The 20794-nt window shown below is 44.6% G+C and carries 17 protein-coding genes; 10 read left to right on the top strand and 7 right to left on the bottom strand.

Annotated features, from left to right (window positions below; all coding sequences use genetic code 11):
- The first annotated feature begins 132 nt into the window (after positions 1-132).
- From L3V35_RS20350 to L3V35_RS20305, 10 genes are all read left to right on the top strand, one after another.
- A complete protein-coding gene (locus L3V35_RS20350; protein ID WP_017087509.1) occupies positions 133-912 on the top strand; it encodes a cell division protein FtsQ/DivIB in 780 nt (259 codons plus the stop codon).
- Entirely contained in the window at positions 905-2173 is a 1269-nt protein-coding gene (ftsA, locus tag L3V35_RS20345) for a cell division protein FtsA (RefSeq protein WP_004729844.1), read from the top strand. The genes L3V35_RS20350 and ftsA overlap by 8 nt, the downstream gene beginning before the upstream one ends.
- A gap of 31 nt (positions 2174-2204) precedes the next feature.
- Positions 2205-3434 (top strand): cell division protein FtsZ, encoded by a 1230-nt coding sequence (ftsZ, locus tag L3V35_RS20340; protein WP_017084771.1) that lies wholly within the window; start codon positions 2205-2207, stop codon positions 3432-3434.
- Positions 3435-3530: 96 nt separating this feature from the next.
- The gene (gene lpxC, locus L3V35_RS20335) at positions 3531-4448 is read left to right on the top strand and encodes a UDP-3-O-acyl-N-acetylglucosamine deacetylase (protein ID WP_017080243.1); all 918 of its coding nucleotides are present in this window, start codon (positions 3531-3533) and stop codon (positions 4446-4448) included.
- 388 nt (positions 4449-4836) lie between these two features.
- The gene (gene secA / locus L3V35_RS20330; RefSeq protein WP_171308558.1) at positions 4837-7563 is read left to right on the top strand and encodes a preprotein translocase subunit SecA; all 2727 of its coding nucleotides are present in this window, start codon (positions 4837-4839) and stop codon (positions 7561-7563) included.
- Positions 7564-7937: 374 nt separating this feature from the next.
- On the top strand, positions 7938-8336 hold the full coding sequence (gene mutT, locus L3V35_RS20325) for an 8-oxo-dGTP diphosphatase MutT (RefSeq protein ID WP_061024525.1): 399 nt from the start codon (positions 7938-7940) through the stop codon (positions 8334-8336).
- A 92-nt stretch (positions 8337-8428) separates the two neighbouring features.
- Complete coding sequence (gene dapB, locus L3V35_RS20320) at positions 8429-9253, top strand: 4-hydroxy-tetrahydrodipicolinate reductase (RefSeq protein WP_081009011.1); 825 nt, start codon at positions 8429-8431, stop codon at positions 9251-9253.
- Between the two features lie 503 nt (positions 9254-9756).
- Positions 9757-10914, top strand: coding sequence for a glutamine-hydrolyzing carbamoyl-phosphate synthase small subunit (gene carA / locus L3V35_RS20315; protein ID WP_017072829.1), 1158 nt, complete (start codon positions 9757-9759; stop codon positions 10912-10914).
- Between the two features lie 16 nt (positions 10915-10930).
- Entirely contained in the window at positions 10931-14161 is a 3231-nt protein-coding gene (carB, locus tag L3V35_RS20310; protein ID WP_017077692.1) for a carbamoyl-phosphate synthase large subunit, read from the top strand.
- A 206-nt stretch (positions 14162-14367) separates the two neighbouring features.
- Complete coding sequence (locus L3V35_RS20305) at positions 14368-15147, top strand: TSUP family transporter (protein ID WP_017080245.1); 780 nt, start codon at positions 14368-14370, stop codon at positions 15145-15147.
- Here the strand turns inward: L3V35_RS20305 and L3V35_RS20300 are convergent.
- The 7 genes from L3V35_RS20300 to L3V35_RS20270 all read right to left on the bottom strand — a co-directional run bounded on the left by L3V35_RS20300 (position 15098) and on the right by L3V35_RS20270 (position 20682).
- Entirely contained in the window at positions 15098-15943 is an 846-nt protein-coding gene (locus L3V35_RS20300) for a LysR family transcriptional regulator (RefSeq protein ID WP_017080246.1), read from the bottom strand. The genes L3V35_RS20305 and L3V35_RS20300 overlap by 50 nt on opposite strands.
- Positions 15944-16077: 134 nt before the next feature.
- On the bottom strand, positions 16078-16659 hold the full coding sequence (locus L3V35_RS20295; protein WP_237300549.1) for a flavodoxin family protein: 582 nt from the start codon (positions 16657-16659) through the stop codon (positions 16078-16080).
- A gap of 244 nt (positions 16660-16903) precedes the next feature.
- Complete coding sequence (locus L3V35_RS20290) at positions 16904-17521, bottom strand: TRIC cation channel family protein (RefSeq protein WP_004734978.1); 618 nt, start codon at positions 17519-17521, stop codon at positions 16904-16906.
- 74 nt (positions 17522-17595) lie between these two features.
- Complete coding sequence (btuF, locus tag L3V35_RS20285; protein WP_017080248.1) at positions 17596-18465, bottom strand: vitamin B12 ABC transporter substrate-binding protein BtuF; 870 nt, start codon at positions 18463-18465, stop codon at positions 17596-17598.
- A gap of 1 nt (position 18466) precedes the next feature.
- Positions 18467-19420 (bottom strand): cobalamin biosynthesis family protein, encoded by a 954-nt coding sequence (locus tag L3V35_RS20280; protein ID WP_237300548.1) that lies wholly within the window; start codon positions 19418-19420, stop codon positions 18467-18469.
- Positions 19421-19430: 10 nt separating this feature from the next.
- On the bottom strand, positions 19431-20126 hold the full coding sequence (gene mtnN, locus L3V35_RS20275) for a 5'-methylthioadenosine/S-adenosylhomocysteine nucleosidase (protein ID WP_017072837.1): 696 nt from the start codon (positions 20124-20126) through the stop codon (positions 19431-19433).
- A gap of 127 nt (positions 20127-20253) precedes the next feature.
- Positions 20254-20682, bottom strand: a complete 429-nt coding sequence (locus L3V35_RS20270) for a DUF1499 domain-containing protein (RefSeq protein WP_054547811.1) — start codon at positions 20680-20682, stop codon at positions 20254-20256.
- Positions 20683-20794 lie beyond the last annotated feature (112 nt).

Below are 20794 nucleotides of genomic sequence, written 5' to 3'. Positions count from 1 at the left end.
ACCAAAAATCTTATTATCAACGTTTGATAGTTTGATTTTGCTCAGTATAATTCATAGGTTAAAGTAAGTGCTTTTACCTCTATTACGAAGATAGGGAATAGAATTGCGAACCAACGACAGGGAATGCGGGCTTTGGTAGAAAGTACTTTTAGCGAAAACCGCCACCTATTCAGTTTACCATCGCTAAAGAAACACGCTGTAGGCGGGTCTTTTTTTGTCATGGTACTGCTATTCATTGGATTTCTTTTCTATACCACACTGACTTGGATGTGGGACGATCAGCGATTGCCTCTCTCCAAAATAGTACTTCAAGGCGACTTAACTTACGTAACTGCTGGTGATGTTCAACATGCCTTTGGTGAGCTAGAGCATATTGGAACGTTCATGTCGCAAGACATCGGTGTGTTGCAAGACAGTTTAGAAGCGTTACCTTGGGTTTCAGTGGTGTCAATTCGTAAGCAGTGGCCAGACACAATAAAAGTATTTTTGACTGAGTATCATGCAGCAGCAATCTGGAACGGTAACATGCTGTTGAATGATAATGGTCAGGTGTTTAATGGTGATATCGGTCTTTTGAAGGGCGATAGAGTCAAGCTTTACGGCCCAGACGGCACCAGCCAAAAAGTGATAGAAAAGTGGCGACAAATAACTCCTTTGATTAACAATCTAGGGTTAACCGTTACCTCGCTCGTTCTCAATGAGCGTCGCGCTTGGCAAATAATCCTAGATAACGGTATCCGTTTAGAACTAGGTAAAGATTCTTTAGATGAGCGTGTTGAACGCTTCATTTCGCTTTACAACGAACTTGGTAGTAAAGCGAATCAAGTGAGCTACATCGACCTCAGGTATGATACGGGAGCCGCTGTAGGCTGGTTTCCAGAGCAAGAGTTAGAAGAGAGCACAGATGACTAAGACCGCAGATGACAACATAATCGTTGGTCTTGATATAGGCACTGCGACCATATCAGCTCTAGTTGGTGAAATATTGCCTGATGGTCAAATCAATATCATTGGTTCAGGGCAAAGCCCATCCAGAGGTATGGATAAAGGTGGTGTAAACGACCTAGAGTCGGTAGTGAAGTCAGTTCAGCGAGCCATTGATCAAGCAGAGTTGATGGCGGAATGCCAAATCAGCAATGTGTTTATCTCGCTATCGGGCAAACATATCGCAAGCCGAATTGAAAAAGGCATGGGCACTATTTCTGATGAAGAGGTGTCTCAAGACGATATGGATCGAGCGATCCATACCGCGAAATCAATTAAAATAGGTGATGAGCAGAGAATTCTGCACGTGATTCCACAAGAATTTACCATCGATTATCAAGAGGGGATCAAGAATCCACTTGGTTTATCTGGTGTTCGAATGGAAGTCAGTGTTCATCTAATTTCTTGCCACAGCGACATGGCGAGAAACATTATTAAAGCTGTTGAACGATGTGGTCTCACTGTAGAACAAATCGTGTTTTCAGGACTTGCCTCAAGCAATGCGGTAATTACTGACGACGAGAGAGAGCTTGGAGTATGTGTTGTTGATATTGGTGCTGGTACGATGGATATTTCCATTTGGACTGGCGGCGCATTGCGACACACAGAAGTCTTTTCCTACGCAGGAAATGCAGTAACCAGTGATATTGCCTTCGCTTTCGGCACGCCAGTGAGCGATGCTGAAGAGATAAAAGTAAACCACGGTTGCGCTCTGAGTGAACTCGTAAGCAAGGATGATTCTGTTAACGTCCCTAGTGTAGGTGGCCGTCCATCGAGAAGTTTGCAAAGACAAACTTTGTCGGAAGTGATTGAACCACGTTACACTGAACTTATGGGTCTCGTTAACCAAACTATTGATACGGTTCAATTACAGCTACGAGATGAAGGTATTAAACACCACCTTGCAGCTGGCGTCGTTCTCACTGGTGGAGCGGCACAAATTGACGGATTGGTAGAGTGTGCGGAACGTGTTTTCCGCAATCAAGTTCGAGTTGGTAAGCCGTTAGAAGTTAGCGGCTTAACTGACTATGTTAAAGAGCCGTATCATTCTACGGCGGTTGGTTTACTTCATTACGCAAGAGATTGTCAGATAAGTGATGAGGGTGATTACAGCGAACCTAAGCGTTCAGCACCTTCTATGTCAGGCTTGTTTGGTAAATTGCGTAATTGGATACAAAAAGAGTTTTAACCTGAGTTGCAGGAAAAAACGGAGATAACACATGTTTGAACCGATGATGGAAATGTCTGACGATGCAGTAATTAAAGTCGTTGGAGTTGGTGGCGGTGGCGGTAATGCTGTTGAGCACATGGTACGTGAATCGATCGAAGGCGTAGAGTTCATCAGTGTTAATACTGATGCACAAGCCCTTCGTAAAACGAGCGTGAGCAGCGTGATCCAAATTGGTGGTGATATCACTAAAGGTTTGGGCGCTGGTGCAAATCCACAAGTAGGCCGTGATGCAGCTCTCGAAGATCGAGAAAGAATTAAAGAAGTTCTAACTGGCGCCGATATGGTATTTATCGCAGCTGGTATGGGCGGTGGTACAGGTACAGGTGCTGCTCCAGTTATTGCTGAAGTTGCGAAAGAGCTGGGTGTGCTAACGGTTGCTGTTGTAACTAAGCCATTTAGCTTTGAAGGCAAAAAGCGTTTAGCGTTTGCTGAGCAAGGTATCGAAGAGCTTTCTAAACATGTGGATTCTTTAATTACGATTCCAAATGAAAAGCTACTTAAAGTACTTGGCCGTGGCGTAACACTGCTAGAAGCTTTCGCAAGTGCAAATGATGTACTTAAAAACGCTGTACAAGGTATCGCTGAGCTAATTACTCGCCCTGGTATGATTAACGTCGATTTCGCGGATGTTCGCACTGTGATGTCGGAAATGGGTCATGCAATGATGGGTAGCGGTATCGCAAAAGGTGAAGACCGTGCTGAAGAAGCTGCTGAAACGGCAATTTCTAGCCCATTACTAGAAGACATCGACCTAGCTGGCGCGCGTGGCGTTCTTGTGAACATCACTGCAGGCCTAGATATGCGTTTAGATGAATTCGAGACTGTGGGTAATACAGTTAAGGCATTCGCTTCTGATAACGCAACGGTTGTTATTGGTACCTCTCTAGACCCTGATATGACGGATGAAATCCGTGTAACTGTTGTTGCAACAGGTATCGGCACAGAGAAAAAACCAGACATTACTCTAGTTGCTGGTGGTAAAGCAAAAGTAGCGCCAACGCCTCAACCTCAAGTTGCTGTTCAAACAGCAGCAAAAGTGGAAGAGAAAGTGGCACAACCATTGCAGGAAAAAACTGAGGTAAAACCTCAAGTTAAACCACAGCCAACAACGTCACCTGTTTCTTCGGGTACAGGCGCTAGCCAGAGTGCAGCACCTAAAGCTGAGAAAGAGAGCGGATATTTAGATATTCCAGCATTTTTACGACGTCAGGCTGATTAACAAATACCCAAAATTTGACTATCGTCGAATTAATGGTAAAATTCGCGGTTGGTAAATACTGACCGTGATTTGTAGCACTGATAACGAGGCAAGCAGATGATCAGACAACGTACTCTGAAAGAAATTGTGAAAACAACTGGTGTGGGTCTCCACTCTGGTCGTAAAGTCACACTTACTCTTCGCCCGGCAGCTGCAAATACAGGTATTGTTTATCGTCGTACAGATGTCAATCCACCTGTAGATTTCCCAGCTGATCCAGCATCAGTTCGTGACACTATGTTATGTACTGCTCTTGTTAATGACGAAGGCATACGTATCTCTACAGTGGAACACCTTAACGCAGCTCTAGCTGGAATGGGTATCGACAACATTATTGTTGAAGTCGATGCTCCAGAAATTCCAATTATGGATGGTAGCGCAAGCCCATTCGTATACTTGCTACAGCAAGCGGGTGTAGAAACACTGAATGCAGCGAAACGTTTTATTCGAATCAAAAAGCCTATCCGTTTTGAAGATGGCGATAAGTGGGCAGAGTTTGTTCCATTTAACGGCTTCCGTATGGACTTTGAGATCGACTTTAACCACCCTGCAATTGAATCCGATGAGCAACGTTTGTTGTTTGATTTCTCATCACAAGGTTTTGTGAAGCAGATTTCTCGCGCTCGTACTTTCGGTTTCATGCGCGATATTGAGTACCTTCAGTCTCAAAACCTAGTACTTGGCGGTAGCTTTGATAATGCTATCGTACTGGACGAATACCGAATTCTTAATGAAGAAGGCCTTCGTTTCGACAATGAGTTTGTAACTCATAAAGTATTGGATGCGATTGGTGACCTTTACATGTGTGGACACGCTATTATTGGTGAGTTCCGTGCATACAAATCAGGTCACGGCCTAAATAACCAACTTTTACGTGCAGTTCTTGCTGACGCAGAAGCTTGGGAGTGGGCAACATTCGAAGAAGAAGCTGGCTCTCCAGTTGCTTTCGCAGAACCGGGTATGGTTCTAGCGTAATTGTTGTTTACAACAATATAAGATTTCAAAAACCAGGCCATTGGCCTGGTTTTTTTGTATCTATTTTCCAGATACAGTGTCGTTAACCTCCGGAAATTGCTGGCTAATGGGCTGCTGTCTGCTTAATCCATCAGCAATTAGAAAGAAAAGTTCCAAGCACATCAAACAAATGGTGTTCTAAATGGTCGTTAGTGTGAAAATTACTTACACTAAAGGGCATTAATTTTAACTCAAGCCTTGAAAACTCTACTCTCAAGTACAATATCAAAGATACTAGATTTATCTCAGTATCCTTGGTTAGTAACTGAAGACTAGTTCATAGCTAGTAGAGACTGACGGCATTTAAAATAGATCGCGGACGATCTGAGAACGAAGAGATTCCAAGCACATGATTACTAAGCTGCTGACAAAGGTAATTGGCAGTCGCAATGACAGAACACTGCGCCGCCTTAGAAAAATTGTAAAAGAAATTAATAACTACGAACCAACGTTTGAAGCACTTTCTGATGAAGAGCTAAAAGCAAAAACGGTTGAGTTTCGTGAGCGCTTAGATAAAGGTGAATCGTTAGATCAACTTCTACCTGAAGCTTTCGCTACGGTACGTGAAGCGTCTAAGCGTGTTTACGGCATGCGTCACTTTGACGTGCAAATGATTGGTGGCATGGTTCTAAATGCTGGCCAAATTGCAGAGATGCGTACTGGTGAAGGTAAGACACTTACCGCAACCCTACCAGCTTATCTAAACGCGCTACCAAGCAAAGGTGTTCACGTAATAACGGTGAACGATTACCTAGCGAAGCGTGATGCGGAAACAAACCGTCCATTATTTGAATTCCTTGGCATGACTGTTGGCGTGAATGTGGCAAACATGGCTCCGCCAGAGAAAAAAGAAGCGTACCAAGCTGACATCCTATACGGAACAAACAACGAGTTTGGTTTTGATTACCTTCGTGACAACATGGCTTTCCGTGCTGAAGACCGAGTTCAACGTGAGCGCTTCTTCGCTGTAGTCGATGAGGTTGACTCAATCTTAATTGATGAAGCTCGTACTCCGTTAATTATCTCTGGCCCAGCTGAAGATAGTTCTGACCTTTATACGCGCATTAACACTCTAATTCCTTCTCTAGAGCGTCAAGATAAAGAAGATTCAGAAGAGTACCGTGGTGAAGGTCACTACACCATGGACGAAAAATCAAAACAGGTTCACCTGACTGAAAACGGTCAAGAATTTGTAGAAGAACTAATGGTCAAAAACGGCTTGATGGAAGAGGGTGACACACTTTACTCTCCAACCAATATCAGCCTATTGCACCATGTGAATGCTGCGCTTCGTGCACACGTATTGTTTGAGAAAAACGTCGACTACATCGTTACTGAAGAAGGCGAAGTGGTTATCGTTGATGAACATACTGGTCGTACTATGCCAGGTCGTCGTTGGTCTGAAGGTTTACACCAAGCTGTTGAAGCTAAAGAAGGTGTGAAGATTCAAAATGAAAACCAAACGCTAGCATCGATTACATTCCAGAACTTCTTCCGATTGTACGAAAAACTGTCAGGCATGACAGGTACTGCTGATACTGAAGCTTTCGAATTCCAGTCTATCTACGGCCTAGAAACGGTGGTTATCCCAACCAACAAGCCTATGGTTCGTAACGATATGCCAGATGTGGTTTATCGTACTGAAGAAGACAAGTTCAATGCGATCATTGAAGACATCAAAGACCGTGTTGCGGCTGGTCAGCCATCACTGGTTGGTACGGTTTCTATCGAGAAATCTGAACTGCTGTCTAACGCACTGAAAAAAGCAAAAATTAAGCACAACGTACTAAATGCTAAGTTCCACGAGATGGAAGCTGAGATCGTTGCGCAAGCTGGTATGCCGAGTGCGGTAACTATCGCAACTAACATGGCAGGTCGTGGTACCGATATCGTGTTAGGTGGTAGCTGGCAGGCACAAATTGAGAAGCTAGATAATCCAACGAAAGAGCAGATCGACAAGATCAAAGCTGACTGGAGAGTTGTCCACGATACAGTTCTTGAGTCAGGTGGTCTGCACATCATTGGTACTGAGCGTCATGAATCTCGCCGTATCGATAACCAGCTACGTGGTCGTTCTGGTCGTCAAGGTGATGCAGGTTCTTCTCGTTTCTACCTATCAATGGAAGATTCTCTGCTACGTATCTTTACGTCTGATCGTATGGCTGGTCTTATCCAAAGTGGTATGGACGAAGGCGAAGCGATTGAATCTAAGATGTTATCTCGCTCAATTGAAAAAGCTCAACGTAAAGTGGAAGGTCGTAACTTCGACATCCGTAAGCAGCTTCTTGAGTACGATGATGTAGCCAATGACCAACGTAAGGTTGTTTATGAGCTACGTGATGAACTGATGAGTTCTGATGACATCAGCGAGATGATCGAACACAACCGTGAAGATGTACTTGCGTCAGTCATTGATGAATACATCGCTCCTCAATCTCTTGAAGACATGTGGGATATCGCGGGTCTGCAAGATCGTCTGAAGAATGACTTCGACCTAGACTTTGATATTCAAGGTTGGTTAGACGAAGACGACAAGCTTTATGAAGAAGCATTGCGTGAGCGTATTCTTGGTATGGCGGTAGATTCGTACAAACAGAAAGAAGAAGTGGTTGGTGCTCAAGTACTGCGTAACTTCGAGAAGTCTGTGATGCTACAAACGCTAGACGGTCTTTGGAAAGAGCACTTGGCTGCGATGGATCACCTTCGTCAAGGTATCCACTTGCGTGGTTATGCTCAGAAGAACCCGAAACAAGAGTACAAGCGCGAGTCGTTTGAACTGTTTGAAGGCCTACTAGATGTACTGAAAACAGACGTTGTGACCATCCTTTCTAAAGTTCGCGTTCAGCAACAAGAAGAAGTTGAAAAGATGGAAGCTCAGCGTCAAGCTCAAGCTGAACAAGCGGCGCGTCGTGCACAGGCACAACACGCAACGGCTGAAAACCAGCTAGGCGGCGATGAAACTGATGCAGTATCTCCACAAACGGTAGTACGCGATGAGCGTAAAGTGGGTCGTAACGAACCATGCCCATGTGGAAGTGGTAAAAAGTATAAGCAGTGTCACGGCAAAATTGACTAAGTTTGGTGAATCGTCGCTGTAACGGATGATTGCAGTGTCGGACGTGCTCACTTACTAACGGTATTCACTTACTAACGTAAGCTCCGCGCCTCCTCCTTGCACTCACCACGTTACAACTTAGCTTCATAAAAACTTACTGCTATTAAAAAGAGTCGCTTAGGCGGCTCTTTTTGTATGTAAATTTCATGACTTATCTTTTTGTCGAAAGGAAAGTCGTCATTCCCTATAGCGAGGAACGAGCGCAGTAGGGAATCTTGTTTGATAGTTTGGCTTAAGGTTGTTGTATGAGCTTCCCAACTCAGTCGTTACTCCTCTGGAGAATGACGTATTCAGGGGCAGCTTGAGCGAAGCGTTTTATTAAGGAACATCATCATATGAAAAGAATCCATATTGTCGCGGGCATTATCTTCAACCAAGATAAATCACAGGTCTTTATCACTAAACGCCCAGACGACAAGCACAAAGGCGGTTTCTGGGAATTCCCTGGTGGTAAAGTAGAAGCGGGCGAAACCATTGAGCAAGCGATGGCTCGTGAACTTGATGAAGAGATTGGCATCAAGGTGACAGAGCAGTCTCTGTTTGAGCACCTTGAATTTGATTACAGTGACAAGTCGCTTAAGTTTGATTTCATTCTTGTGACTGATTTCGAGCAACAGCCTTATGGTAAAGAAGGGCAACAAGGTGAATGGGTCGATCTTGAATCATTGAGCCAATACGCATTCCCTGAAGCGAATTTGCCCATTTTAGAGCGAGTAATAAAAGAGTTTTCGTAATTGCTAGCCTGAGTTTGAGATTGTTGTTAGTTTAAAGAGATTAATCGAATGAACGTTGCTGCGACAGATGAGCAGTGACGGTAACCAAAACAATGGAGATATTCGCAGTGGTAAGAATTGCAATTGCAGGAGCAGCTGGCCGTATGGGTCGTAACTTGGTGAAAGCCGCTCACCAAAATTCAGAAGCAAGCGTTGGCGCTGGTTCAGAGCGCCCAGAGTCATCTTTGGTCGGTGTTGATGTTGGCGAGTTATGCGGTGAAGGCCGTTTTGATGTAGCTCTAGTCGATGACCTTTCGAAAGCGATTGAAGAGTTTGACGTGATCGTCGACTTTACCGCACCTGTGAGCACATTAGCGAATATTGAACTTTGTAAACGTCACGGAAAGAAGCTAATTATCGGTACGACAGGTTTCTCTGAAGAAGAGAAACAGGTCATCGATGCAGCATCAAAAGAGATGTCTATTGTAATGGCACCAAACTACAGCGTTGGTGTGAACCTAGTATTTAAGCTGCTAGAAAAGGCCGCTAAAGTGATGGGCGATTACTGTGATGTTGAAATCGTAGAGGCTCACCACCGTCATAAAGTCGATGCGCCTTCTGGTACTGCGATTGGCATGGGCGAAGCGATAGCCGGAGCGATGGGCAACGAGCTAAACGATGTCGCTGTATGGTCGCGCGAAGGCATTACGGGTGAGCGTACAAAAGATGAGATCGGTTTTGCGACCATTCGTGCCGGTGACATCATTGGTGAGCATACCGCTATGTTTGCTGATATTGGCGAGCGCGTTGAAATTACCCATAAAGCAACGGATAGAATGACCTTTGCCAATGGTGCGATCAAGGCGGCTGTTTGGCTAAATGACAAGCCAGCAGGCTTTTATACCATGACGGATGTCCTTGGTTTGAATGACCTTTAAATAGATATTTATGCGCTGGCAATTGCCGGCGCTTTCTTTATTTGGTGGCTTTTCCTTAATAATCTCTCTTCTACGATCTTCCTTCTACTTTCTTTTTATCGCCATTTTTTCTCTATTTTTGTGCTATTTATGCGGTCTTTAGTGTGTTTTTTGTTTTAGGTCTTTAAATTACTATGTTTTCTCTTGGTATTTATCGATTGCGTTTTGTTGCTGATATTTTTGGCACTCTATGGTTAGCTAAAATGACGGGTTAAAATTAGAAAATCGTAATATTCCTATTAATAGAGTATAAAAGTTGAACTTTTGAAGCTTTGATGGGGGAAATTGAATTAGTTCTTACAAATGTTTAATTTCTTTCTCGTTAAATGTTGACACGTATCACGCAGATCACTAGAATATCGCCAATTTGTCTAATTTCCATAAACACGCAGTTTTTGGTGTTACAGGAAGGTAGATTTGCAAATTAAATCAATTTTAATGCATTTTTATTTCTGGAGGTTGTCTTGAAGAAGTCAGCACTACTCGTCCTAGAAGATGGGACAGTATTTCACGGTGAAGCCATTGGCGCTGTAGGTTCTGCAGTTGGTGAAGTCGTTTTTAATACCTCGATGACGGGGTACCAAGAAATCCTCACTGATCCTTCCTATTCTCAACAAATCGTTACCCTTACTTACCCTCACATTGGCAATACCGGAACCAATTCCGAAGACGAAGAATCTTCTTCAATCCATGCTCAAGGCCTTGTGATTCGCGATCTCCCTCTAATCGCTTCTAACTTCCGTAATGAACAATCCCTTTCTGATTACCTTAAGTCGCAAAACGTTGTTGGTATCGCTGATATCGATACTCGTAAGCTGACGCGTATTCTTCGTGAAAAAGGCGCACAGAACGGTTGTATCGTAGCGGGTAACAATTTAGATGAAGCTTTGGCTCTAGCTAAAGCAAAAGAATTCCCTGGCCTGAAAGGTATGGACCTTGCGAAAGAAGTTACAACAAAAGAAGCGTATCAATGGAAACAAGGTTCGTGGACGCTTACGGGTGGACTTCCTGAAGCGAAAGCAGACTCTGAATTGCCATACCACGTTGTTGCTTATGACTTCGGTGCAAAACGAAACATCTTACGAATGCTTGTTGACCGCGGCTGCCGCCTAACGGTTGTTCCTGCTGAAACTTCAGCAGAAGAAGTACTCGCTCTGAACCCAGACGGTGTTTTCCTTTCAAATGGCCCTGGTGACCCAGAACCATGTACTTACGCAATTGAAGCAACAAAAGTGTTCCTAGAAAAAGGTTTACCAATCTTTGGTATCTGTCTAGGTCACCAGATTCTTGCTCTTGCGTCAGGCGCTAAGACAGTGAAGATGAAGTTTGGTCACCACGGTGCAAACCACCCGGTTAAAGATTTAGATCGTGATGTTGTGATGATTACTTCACAAAACCATGGCTTTGCTGCTGACGAAGATACGCTTCCAGAGACATTACGAGCGACTCATAAGTCTCTATTTGATGGTTCTCTACAAGGTATCCACCGTACAGATAAGCCAGCATTTAGCTTCCAAGGTCACCCAGAAGCAAGCCCAGGTCCAGAAGATGCGGCACCGCTATTCGACCACTTCATTGAATTAATTAACCAGTCTGTTGCAAATAAACAAGACAAAGCGTAATCCGGAGTAGTAGATAATGCCAAAACGTACTGACATTAAAAGTGTTCTAATTCTAGGTGCTGGTCCGATTGTTATCGGTCAAGCATGTGAGTTTGATTACTCTGGTGCTCAAGCTTGTAAAGCACTTCGCGAAGAAGGTTACCGAGTTATTCTTGTAAACTCGAACCCAGCGACAATCATGACTGACCCAGACATGGCTGATGCGACTTACATCGAACCTATCCAATGGGAAGTGGTTCGTAACATCATCGCTAAAGAGAAGCCAGATGCAGTTCTACCTACAATGGGCGGCCAAACTGCACTTAACTGTGCGTTAGATTTAGAAAAATACGGCGTACTTGAAGAGTTCGGCGTAGAGATGATTGGCGCAACTGCTGACGCTATCGATAAAGCTGAAGACCGCTCTCGTTTTGATAAAGCAATGAAATCGATTGGTCTTGAGTGCCCAACGGCTGATACAGCGAAAACGATGGAAGAAGCTTACAAAGTTCAAGAAATGGTTGGTTTCCCTTGTATCATTCGTCCATCGTTTACGATGGGTGGTACAGGCGGTGGTATCGCTTATAACAAAGAAGAATTTGAAGAAATCTGTCGTCGTGGTTTGGACCTATCTCCAACCAACGAACTTCTTATCGATGAATCACTTATCGGTTGGAAAGAGTACGAAATGGAAGTGGTTCGCGACAAGAACGACAACTGTATCATCGTATGTGCGATTGAAAACTTTGACCCAATGGGTATTCACACTGGTGACTCGATCACAGTGGCTCCGGCTCAAACGCTAACAGACAAAGAATACCAACTAATGCGTAACGCATCTCTAGCAGTACTGCGTGAGATTGGTGTTGAAACAGGTGGTTCAAACGTACAGTTTGGTATCAACCCGAAAGATGGCCGTATGGTTATCATCGAGATGAATCCACGTGTATCTCGTTCTTCTGCACTTGCTTCTAAAGCAACAGGTTTCCCAATCGCTAAGATTGCAGCGAAACTGGCTGTTGGCTTTACGCTAGACGAGCTAATGAATGACATCACTGGCGGCGCAACGCCAGCATCATTCGAACCAACAATCGACTACGTAGTAACTAAGATTCCTCGTTTTAACTTCGAGAAGTTTGCAGGTGCTAACGACCGTCTAACGACTCAAATGAAGTCGGTTGGTGAAGTTATGGCTATCGGCCGTAACCAACAAGAATCTCTACAGAAAGCACTTCGCGGTCTAGAAGTTGGCGCAACTGGTTTCGACGAAATGGTCGACCTAGACGCACCTGATGCTCTAACGACGATTCGTCATGAGCTTAAAGAAGCTGGTTCTGACCGTATTTGGTACATCGCAGACGCTTTCCGTGCTGGTATGTCAGTTGATGGTGTATTCAACCTAACGCAAATTGACCGCTGGTTCCTAGTTCAAATCGAAGACATCGTAAAACTAGAGCAAGAACTTAAAGCGAAAGGCTTTGCTGGTCTGAATAAAGACGAGCTAATGAAGCTTAAGCGTAAAGGTTTTGCTGATGCTCGCCTGTCTAAGATTCTAGGTGTGGCTGAAAGTGAAATTCGTCGCCTACGTGACCAATACGATATTCACCCAGTCTACAAGCGCGTAGATACGTGTGCGGCTGAGTTCTCTTCTGATACGGCTTACATGTACTCATCTTACGATGACGAATGTGAATCGAACCCAACAGACAAAGAGAAAATCATGATCTTAGGCGGCGGTCCAAACCGTATCGGCCAAGGTATTGAATTCGATTACTGTTGTGTACACGCATCTTTAGCACTACGTGAAGATGGCTACGAAACAATCATGGTTAACTGTAACCCTGAGACAGTTTCGACTGACTACGATACGTCTGACCGTCTGTATTTTGAACCAGTAACTCTGGAAGACGTACTAGCAATCGTTCGTGTTGAGAAGCCAAAAGGCGTTATCGTTCAGTACGGTGGCCAAACACCACTGAAACTGGCTCGTGAGCTTGAAGCTGCTGGCGTACCAATCATTGGTACTAGCCCAGACGCAATCGACCGTGCAGAAGACCGTGAGCGTTTCCAAGTTGCTGTTGACCGTCTTGGTCTTCTACAACCAGAAAACGCGACAGTAACAACAATGGAGCAAGCGGTAGAGAAATCTCGCGAAATCGGCTTCCCATTGGTTGTTCGTCCTTCTTATGTTCTTGGTGGTCGTGCGATGGAAATCGTATACGACGAGCAAGACTTACGTCGCTACTTCAACGAAGCAGTAAGTGTTTCAAACGAATCTCCAGTACTGCTTGATAGCTTCCTAGATGATGCAATTGAAGTCGACGTTGATGCGATTTGTGACGGTGAGCGCGTTGTTATTGCGGGTATCATGGAGCATATCGAACAAGCGGGTGTTCACTCAGGTGACTCAGCATGTTCTCTTCCTGCTTACACGCTAAGCCAAGAAATCCAAGACGTAATGCGTGAGCAAGTTGAAAAGCTAGCGTTCGAGTTGGGTGTTCGTGGTCTAATGAATACGCAGTTTGCTGTTAAGAACAACGAAGTGTACCTAATCGAGGTTAACCCTCGTGCAGCACGTACAGTACCGTTCGTATCGAAAGCAACAGGCGCAGCAGTCGCTAAGATTGCAGCTCGTGTTATGGCGGGTCAATCGCTAGAGTCTCAAGGCTTTACGAAAGAAATCATCCCACCATACTACTCAGTGAAAGAAGTTGTTCTTCCGTTCAACAAATTCCCTGGTGTTGACCCACTATTAGGCCCAGAAATGCGCTCTACTGGTGAAGTTATGGGTGTTGGTGCAACGTTTGCTGAAGCATACTCTAAAGCTGAATTGGGTTGTGGCAACATCTACCCAGAAGGCGGCCGTGCACTTCTTTCTGTTCGCGAAGGCGACAAAGAGCGTGTTGTTGACCTAGCATCTAAGCTATCTAAGCTTGGCTACCAGCTAGACGCAACACACGGTACTGCAGTTATCCTTGGCGAAGCGGGTATCAACCCACGTCTAGTAAACAAGGTACACGAAGGTCGTCCTCATATTCTTGACCGTATCAAGAACAATGAGTACACGTACATCGTGAACACTGCGGCTGGCCGTCAAGCGATTGAAGATTCTAAAGTTCTTCGTCGTGGCGCATTGGCTGAGAAAGTGAACTACACGACGACGCTAAATGCTGCATTTGCGACTTGTATGGCGCACACTGCAGACGCGAAAACGTCAGTAACTTCAGTTCAAGAACTGCACGCACAGGTTAAAGCTTCTCTAGCTTAATTGACTAACGTGTATCGCTGTTAAGCGGATATAAATGCTCAAAGCCCACTCTTCGGAGTGGGCTTTTTTATGCCTGTCATCTGGTGAAAATCTGGTAATGGCTAAATGATGAAAATTTGGAATAGGTTACAATCTTGTGTTTCGTTGTTGATTGTTTGCTCACGGTGGTAAGTTGTCGCTACACGAAAATTTAAGGCGTTGGGTATATGGAAATCACTCTAGAAATATTGGCTATCTTGTTTGTAGTTGCAACGGCGGCAGGCTTTATTGATGCAATGGCTGGCGGCGGTGGATTATTGACTCTACCAGCATTGCTAGCGGCTGGAGTACCACCAACGCAGGCACTGGCAACCAACAAACTTCAAAGTTCTTTTGGCAGCTTCTCCGCTAGTTGGTATTTCGTACGCAATGGTATCGTGAACATAAAAGAAATGCGTCTTGCCATTCTCTGTACCTTTATCGGTTCTGCGATTGGTGCTGAGTTAGTGCAGCATATTGATGCGAGCTTATTGACGAGCATGATCCCCTTACTGCTTATCGCCATCTCTCTCTATTTCCTATTAGCACCCCAAACTAGAGCGTCTGAAGGTAAGCAAAAGATGTCTGAAGCCGTGTTTGCTTTGTGTATTGGTGGCGGTGTTGGTTTCTATGATGGCTTCTTTGGCCCAGGAACGGGTTCTATTTTCACCGTCTGTTTTGTCGCTATCGGCCATTTCTCTTTAGTGGACGCAACGGCACGTACTAAGGTTCTTAATTTCACTTCGAATATCGCAGCTTTAATCTTCTTTATTTTGGCTGGTTTGCCAATTTGGGAATTAGGCTTAGTGATGGCGGTTGGTGGCTTTATGGGCGCTCAGCTTGGCGCTAAAGTCGTGGTGACAAAAGGGCAGAAATGGATTCGCCCCCTTGTGATCGTGATGTCTATGTTAATGGCGTCTAAACTGCTTTGGGAACAGCATCAACAATGGATTCTATCAGTATTTTAACTCGTGGAGACTGATAGCTGTTCGGCCTTACACAGATATGAATCGGTCGAATCAATCCCTTCAATTCGGCAAAACTAAACAGGTATTGAGGCTCAATATTGAGTGTTTTTACGATAGATAGCGGGATCAACGCTGGCCCTGTCCCACCCAGTGCTAACTGGGCTGCTGCGGTGTAGGCATCCATCTCCATCAAGGGTTTGATGCCGAACTTTTCAAGCACAGATAACTGATATGAGTTTGCCGGATTGGTCATGTCGTTAGTGATGACCATTGGAGGAAGCTCCGTTAACGGCGACTTACTCACTATGTAAAAAGGCTCATCAAACAGGTGGAATGTCATCAACCCATGATGCGGTGGCAGTAAACCAGCACACAACCCTAAGGTCGCTTTGCCAGATTGTACTCGCTCTATGATTCTTGGGGTATGGTTCGTGGTAATAGTGATGTATTTATCTTGCTGGATAAATTGGCCCATCATCTCACCTAGATAACCCGCGATCAGCGACTTAGAGCTATCTAAAGTGATGAGAGTGGTATCTTCCAACTCTTGCTGTTCATAAATAAGACCACGAAGCTCATTGAATGCAGGGCCGATACTCTCGATTAATGCAATCGCATCTGGCGTCAGTTTGATCTGTCGACCACTCGGTTCTATGAGTTTTTTGCCTAACTTCTTCTCTAAATTAGCAATCCGTTTGCTGACCGCTGATTGGCTGATATAAAGCAAACTGCCGGTGCGGCTCATGGTTTTTGCTTTACTTAAAACCAATAGAGTTTCGATTCCTTCGAGTAGCATTGAGTTATATTCATGAAAGTTGGGAATGATTAAACCAAGTTACCTCAAACGCCATTCATTCTCTAGTCTGAGCACATAGATATCAGACAAGCTAGGGGTTTTGACGCTAGCTCGTTAATTAGGAAATTAGCTCGTTAGGTTTTCTTAACTAGACTCGCGATGCGTTGGCCAAAATAGAAAGCGGTTTTAAGATCATTACTATTGATGTGATTATCGGTGCTCTCAGCCGTCTGATCATCACTGGCGACCAAACCTATACTTGAACCTGTGCGATTCAAACCTAAATCATCAATATGCTTTGAGATATCAAGCCCGGCCCAAATCATGCCATGCTGACAAGCCAGAGTGAAAAAGCTCAGTAGGGTTTGCTGTTGTTCACCGTTAAGGCTACCACCAGTGGTAAAGCCTGCTGCGAGCTTAGTTCGCCACGCTTTCTTACAGTAGCTATCACTGCTCGCATCCATGAAGCTCTTAAATTGAGCGGCTGGTGAGCCCATGTAGGTTGGCGCGCCAAAGATAATCGCATCACAATTGTCTAATGCGCTGAGCTTATCGTCATTGTCATATCTTCCTTCGACTATTTCAGAAGAGAGCACCTCGATGAGCAGTGCTGAGTTAGATTGTTGAGTGTTAATGCCTTCAGCGATTGTCTCTGCGACTTGCTTAGTCGCTCCATTCTTAGAGAAGAAAACAATGCCCACTTTATTGATACTCATCTTGAACTCCCTTTTGCCAATGTTAGTAAACAAATAAGTTTATAAAGTTATTTGTTTATTAATATAGCCTGTGAACTGGATAAGTAAACAGGCTATATTACTAACCTAGTGATGAATGAGTTAATGAGCTAACTAGAGTGTTAGGAAAGGAGGGGATCTTTGAATAATGGAAATAGAGGGGATAAGTACTTTGAAAGCGAATTAAAAAAGGCTCCTTTGCGGAGCCTCTAAGTCATCGTTCTATCTATTTGATAGCGAAGGTAGGCAATGACAAGTGCCAGCGAATAGCGCCAAGCCTAATCAATAGTGTTGTGAACACACCGGCTAAAAATGCGGTTTCTGAATCGTGCCCCATGAGAATCGCCATGGTATGGAAAGCACCACCAATGATACAAGCCGTGGCGTAGACTTCACTTCTTAAGATCATTGGCACTTCACGGGCAAGCACGTCACGGATAATACCGCCACCGCAGCCTGTGATAACACCCATGATAATAGCCACTAATGCCGAGTCTTGATAATTCAGCGCTTTCTCAACACCAATGCCAACAAATACCGCTAAGCCGATCGCATCACATACTGGCAGGATCCACCAAGCCAGACGCTTTGGACGTCTTACTATAATCATGGTCAGCAAACAGGTGGTGATGATGACCCAAAGGTAGGTGGTATCGGTGATCCAAAACACGGGAGTTGCACCCAGTGCCATGTCACGAATCGTACCGCCGCCAATCGCGGTTACGCTACCTAAAACGGCGACACCAAAGGGATCCATCTTAAGACGGCCCGCGACAAATACGCCTGAGACAGCAAAAATGGCAGTGCCAAATAAATCGATAATATAAAGCAGCATGGAGTCCATGATACTGGTGCTCTTATAGTTAAAATTGTAGGGACAGGTCGGTGGCGAATTGTACGAAAAAACGCAGCAAATAGTTAGTGATTTTGCCTAGCTCTATCGAAGAAATCGCATACTTGTTGGATCGCTTTCAAAGTTCTTGTCGTCGGGCGATTAATCCAGTCAGAGTTGAGTGACCAAATCTGATTTTGAGCGACTGCCGGGATCTCATCTTCCCAAGTTTGCCACATGGTTCCATTCTCAATTGCATGCTGAGAAGTGAAGATCACTTGCGGTTTCCTTAATACAACTTGTTCAATACCAACTTGCGGATAAGGGGAAGCACTGTCTTCGAAAATATTCTGGCCGCCACAAAATTCAAACACCTCACTTGGCCAGTGCCCTTGAGCGACGGTGATGATCGGCTTCTCACTTAGCTGATAAAAGTAGTTTACGGGCTCAGCATCTTTATATTTTAGTCTCAATGCGTTGAGTTGTTCTTTGTATTGCTTGGCATTGTTTTTCCCAATACTCGGATCACTTGAGTATTGGCTGAGTTGTTCAATATTGGTCGCAATGCTGTCTAGGCTTTTAGTTTTCGAGTAGTAAATATTAAACCCAAATTGCTCTAGTTTCGCGAGTTCTCTGGGCGGGTTTCCCGCTGGCCACGCAAGAATCAAATCAGGTTGCAGTGCGATGATCTTCTCAACCTTGATGCCTTGATAGTTTGCCACTTTTTCAAGCTGGTCTGCTTGTGGTGGGTAATCACTCCGCTCACTTACCGCAACAAGGTTGTCACCTAAGCCAGCACTGTACGCGAGTTCAGTAGCATGAGGAGCAAGGCTGACCACCCGTTGAGCAGGTTGTACTTTTTCTGGAGTCAGTGATGTTTCTTCTGCAAATGATAAAGGTAGCCATAAGCTGGAAGACAAAAGAGTAAGGCTTGTAACAAGTGCTGAAGGTTTCACTCTAAATCCCTTGGTGAACAAATAGTAAGATTAGGCTTTGTAAAAATATCCAGATAGCGATGCGGCCAAATAATAGCTTCTGAACCTGCGATAAATGCAGGGCTGATGGGGCGATTCTGCCGCCTAATTTTGCACGAATGGCTTTGGTATTGTCGTAAATCGCAGGGCCGCCCAATGACAGCTCTAGCTTGTTACCTACAGCGGTGATTAACCATGCCGGGCCTGGTAGTGGCCAAGATGAGCTTTGGACCAACATCATTTTAAATGTGTGTGTGGCTTTATCACCACATACGATCATCAAAGCAAACAGACGCATCGGTATGAATTCTAGAATAGCGACTATCTTGATAGCCGTTGAGCCGAACGGAGAAAATTGCTTACGACTTGGCGACCAAGCTCGAGCTAACTCGACTACAAGGCGATACATTAAAGCCGCAATTCCACCACCAATGGCGTACCAGAATAAAACACATACCACATTGCGAGCGTAACCCATGATGATGGTTTCAGCAGCGGCTTTGCCAAGCCCAAGTGATGACAGTGATTCGGTTTGACGATTTACAACCGGAGCCAGTAACTGACGAGCAGCAGCTTTATCTTCTCGTCCAAGCGCTTTGATCAGCTGATTTGCTAGCTTTTCATTATTGCGCCAATCAATCGCCAGTAATAACAGCGCTAATTCAAACAGTTGAGATTGCCAAACCAGTGGTTGCAGTGCCAATAGAATAACCAGAGCCGGTACTACCATTAACCCCCAGGCTAAAGTGCCCGAGATTAAGCTTTGGGAATAATTTTGGTTGTTATTAACCTTGCTTGCTAAAAGCTCAGCAAACTTATGCCATAAGGTCGTGGGGTGTGCGGCATGGGGAATAGGTAAAATCAAATGAAAAAGCAGTGCTCCCCACATTACAAGGAGCACGCCATTTGCAAATACCTGATCAAACAGTGTTTGCATGTCTAGTCGCTTACTTTAGTAGGGCAACCATTTTGATAACCATTTCTGAAGAGCTTTGTGCTGCTAGTGGCAGGAACTCTTCGAAACTCATTGGTGATTCTTTGTCTGCAACGTCAGAGATTGCACGAACAACCACGAATGGTACTTGGAATTGGTGACAAGCTTGAGCGATAGCCGATGCTTCCATCTCTACAGCAACGACAGATGGGAAGTGCTTGCGGATGAACGCTTGGCGTTCTGCAGTGCATACAAACGCGTCGCCAGTACAGATAAGACCACGAACGGCGTGTTTGCCTTCCATTTGTGCGAGTGCTTGTTCTGCAACAGCCATCAGTTTGTCATCAGCTTTGAACGCTGCAGGTTGACCTGCCATTTGGCCGATTTCGTAACCGAAAGCCGTAACGTCTGCATCGTGGTGACGAACTTCAGTCGAGATAACCACATCGCCAAGGTTTAGCGTTGAATCAAAACCGCCAGCAGAGCCCGTGTTTAGTACTACGTCTGGCTGGTATTCGCTTAGTAGGATTGAAGTACCCACTGCAGCGGCTACTTTACCAATGCCTGATTGAAGCAAAACAACGTCAACACCATTTAGCTGACCAGAGAAAAAGGTACAACCGCCTTTATTAACTTCAGTAATGTCTGAAATTGCTGCCTTTAGGATCGCAACTTCTTGCTCCATTGCGCCAATGATGCCGATTTTCATGTGTAGTCTCTTAATAAATAATATTTAAACGGTAGAGCGAAATTGTAGCATGGATAAGAAGTGTCGAGCGACTGCCCAGAGGCACTTCTCATCCGAATAGCAGCGATTTATCTGCGTATTCTTTTATCTATTTGATCAGGCCTTCGCTTTTTAAGCTAGTGCGAAGTTGTTCAGCACGCTTTCGGTTTACGCCAAAATCAGAGTGACCAGTACGAGACTCTGAACGCACGATCAGTTTGCCATCAGTGATCTTAAGTTCTAAGTCATCGACAAAGCGCATGATGCGAGAAGTGCATTCAACACGCAGGTAATCTTCTGTTTTACTCGCGGTTTTCGATCCCGGTAAGGTTAGCGCAACCTGCTCAATGGCATCTAAGTTTGCTGAATCTGATAACTCAAACGCGGCCAATGTATGCTGTTCACGGTCATCTTGAGTTGATACGCAGTTTGGTTTGTCTCCACAAGGTGATGAAGTTCTGTCTTTCATGTCCGTGATTCCTTGGCTACAAGCGGTTAAGGTCAAAAGAGATAGAGAAAGGAGAGCGGCTTTTTTCATAGTGTTTCCTATGGCGTTGTTTTAATTGTAGTTATAGGTATTAGCTTGTTTGAGTTTGTTTTACGTATTTTCGTTATGCTTGTGATAAACGTATCTAATTCAAAAAAGGATC

The organism is Vibrio sp. L5-1 (genome assembly GCF_021728315.1).
Taxonomy (GTDB): domain Bacteria; phylum Pseudomonadota; class Gammaproteobacteria; order Enterobacterales; family Vibrionaceae; genus Vibrio; species Vibrio splendidus_K.
The sequence above is the reverse complement of the archived record's forward strand: the minus strand, read 5'-3'. Positions and strand labels throughout refer to the sequence as shown.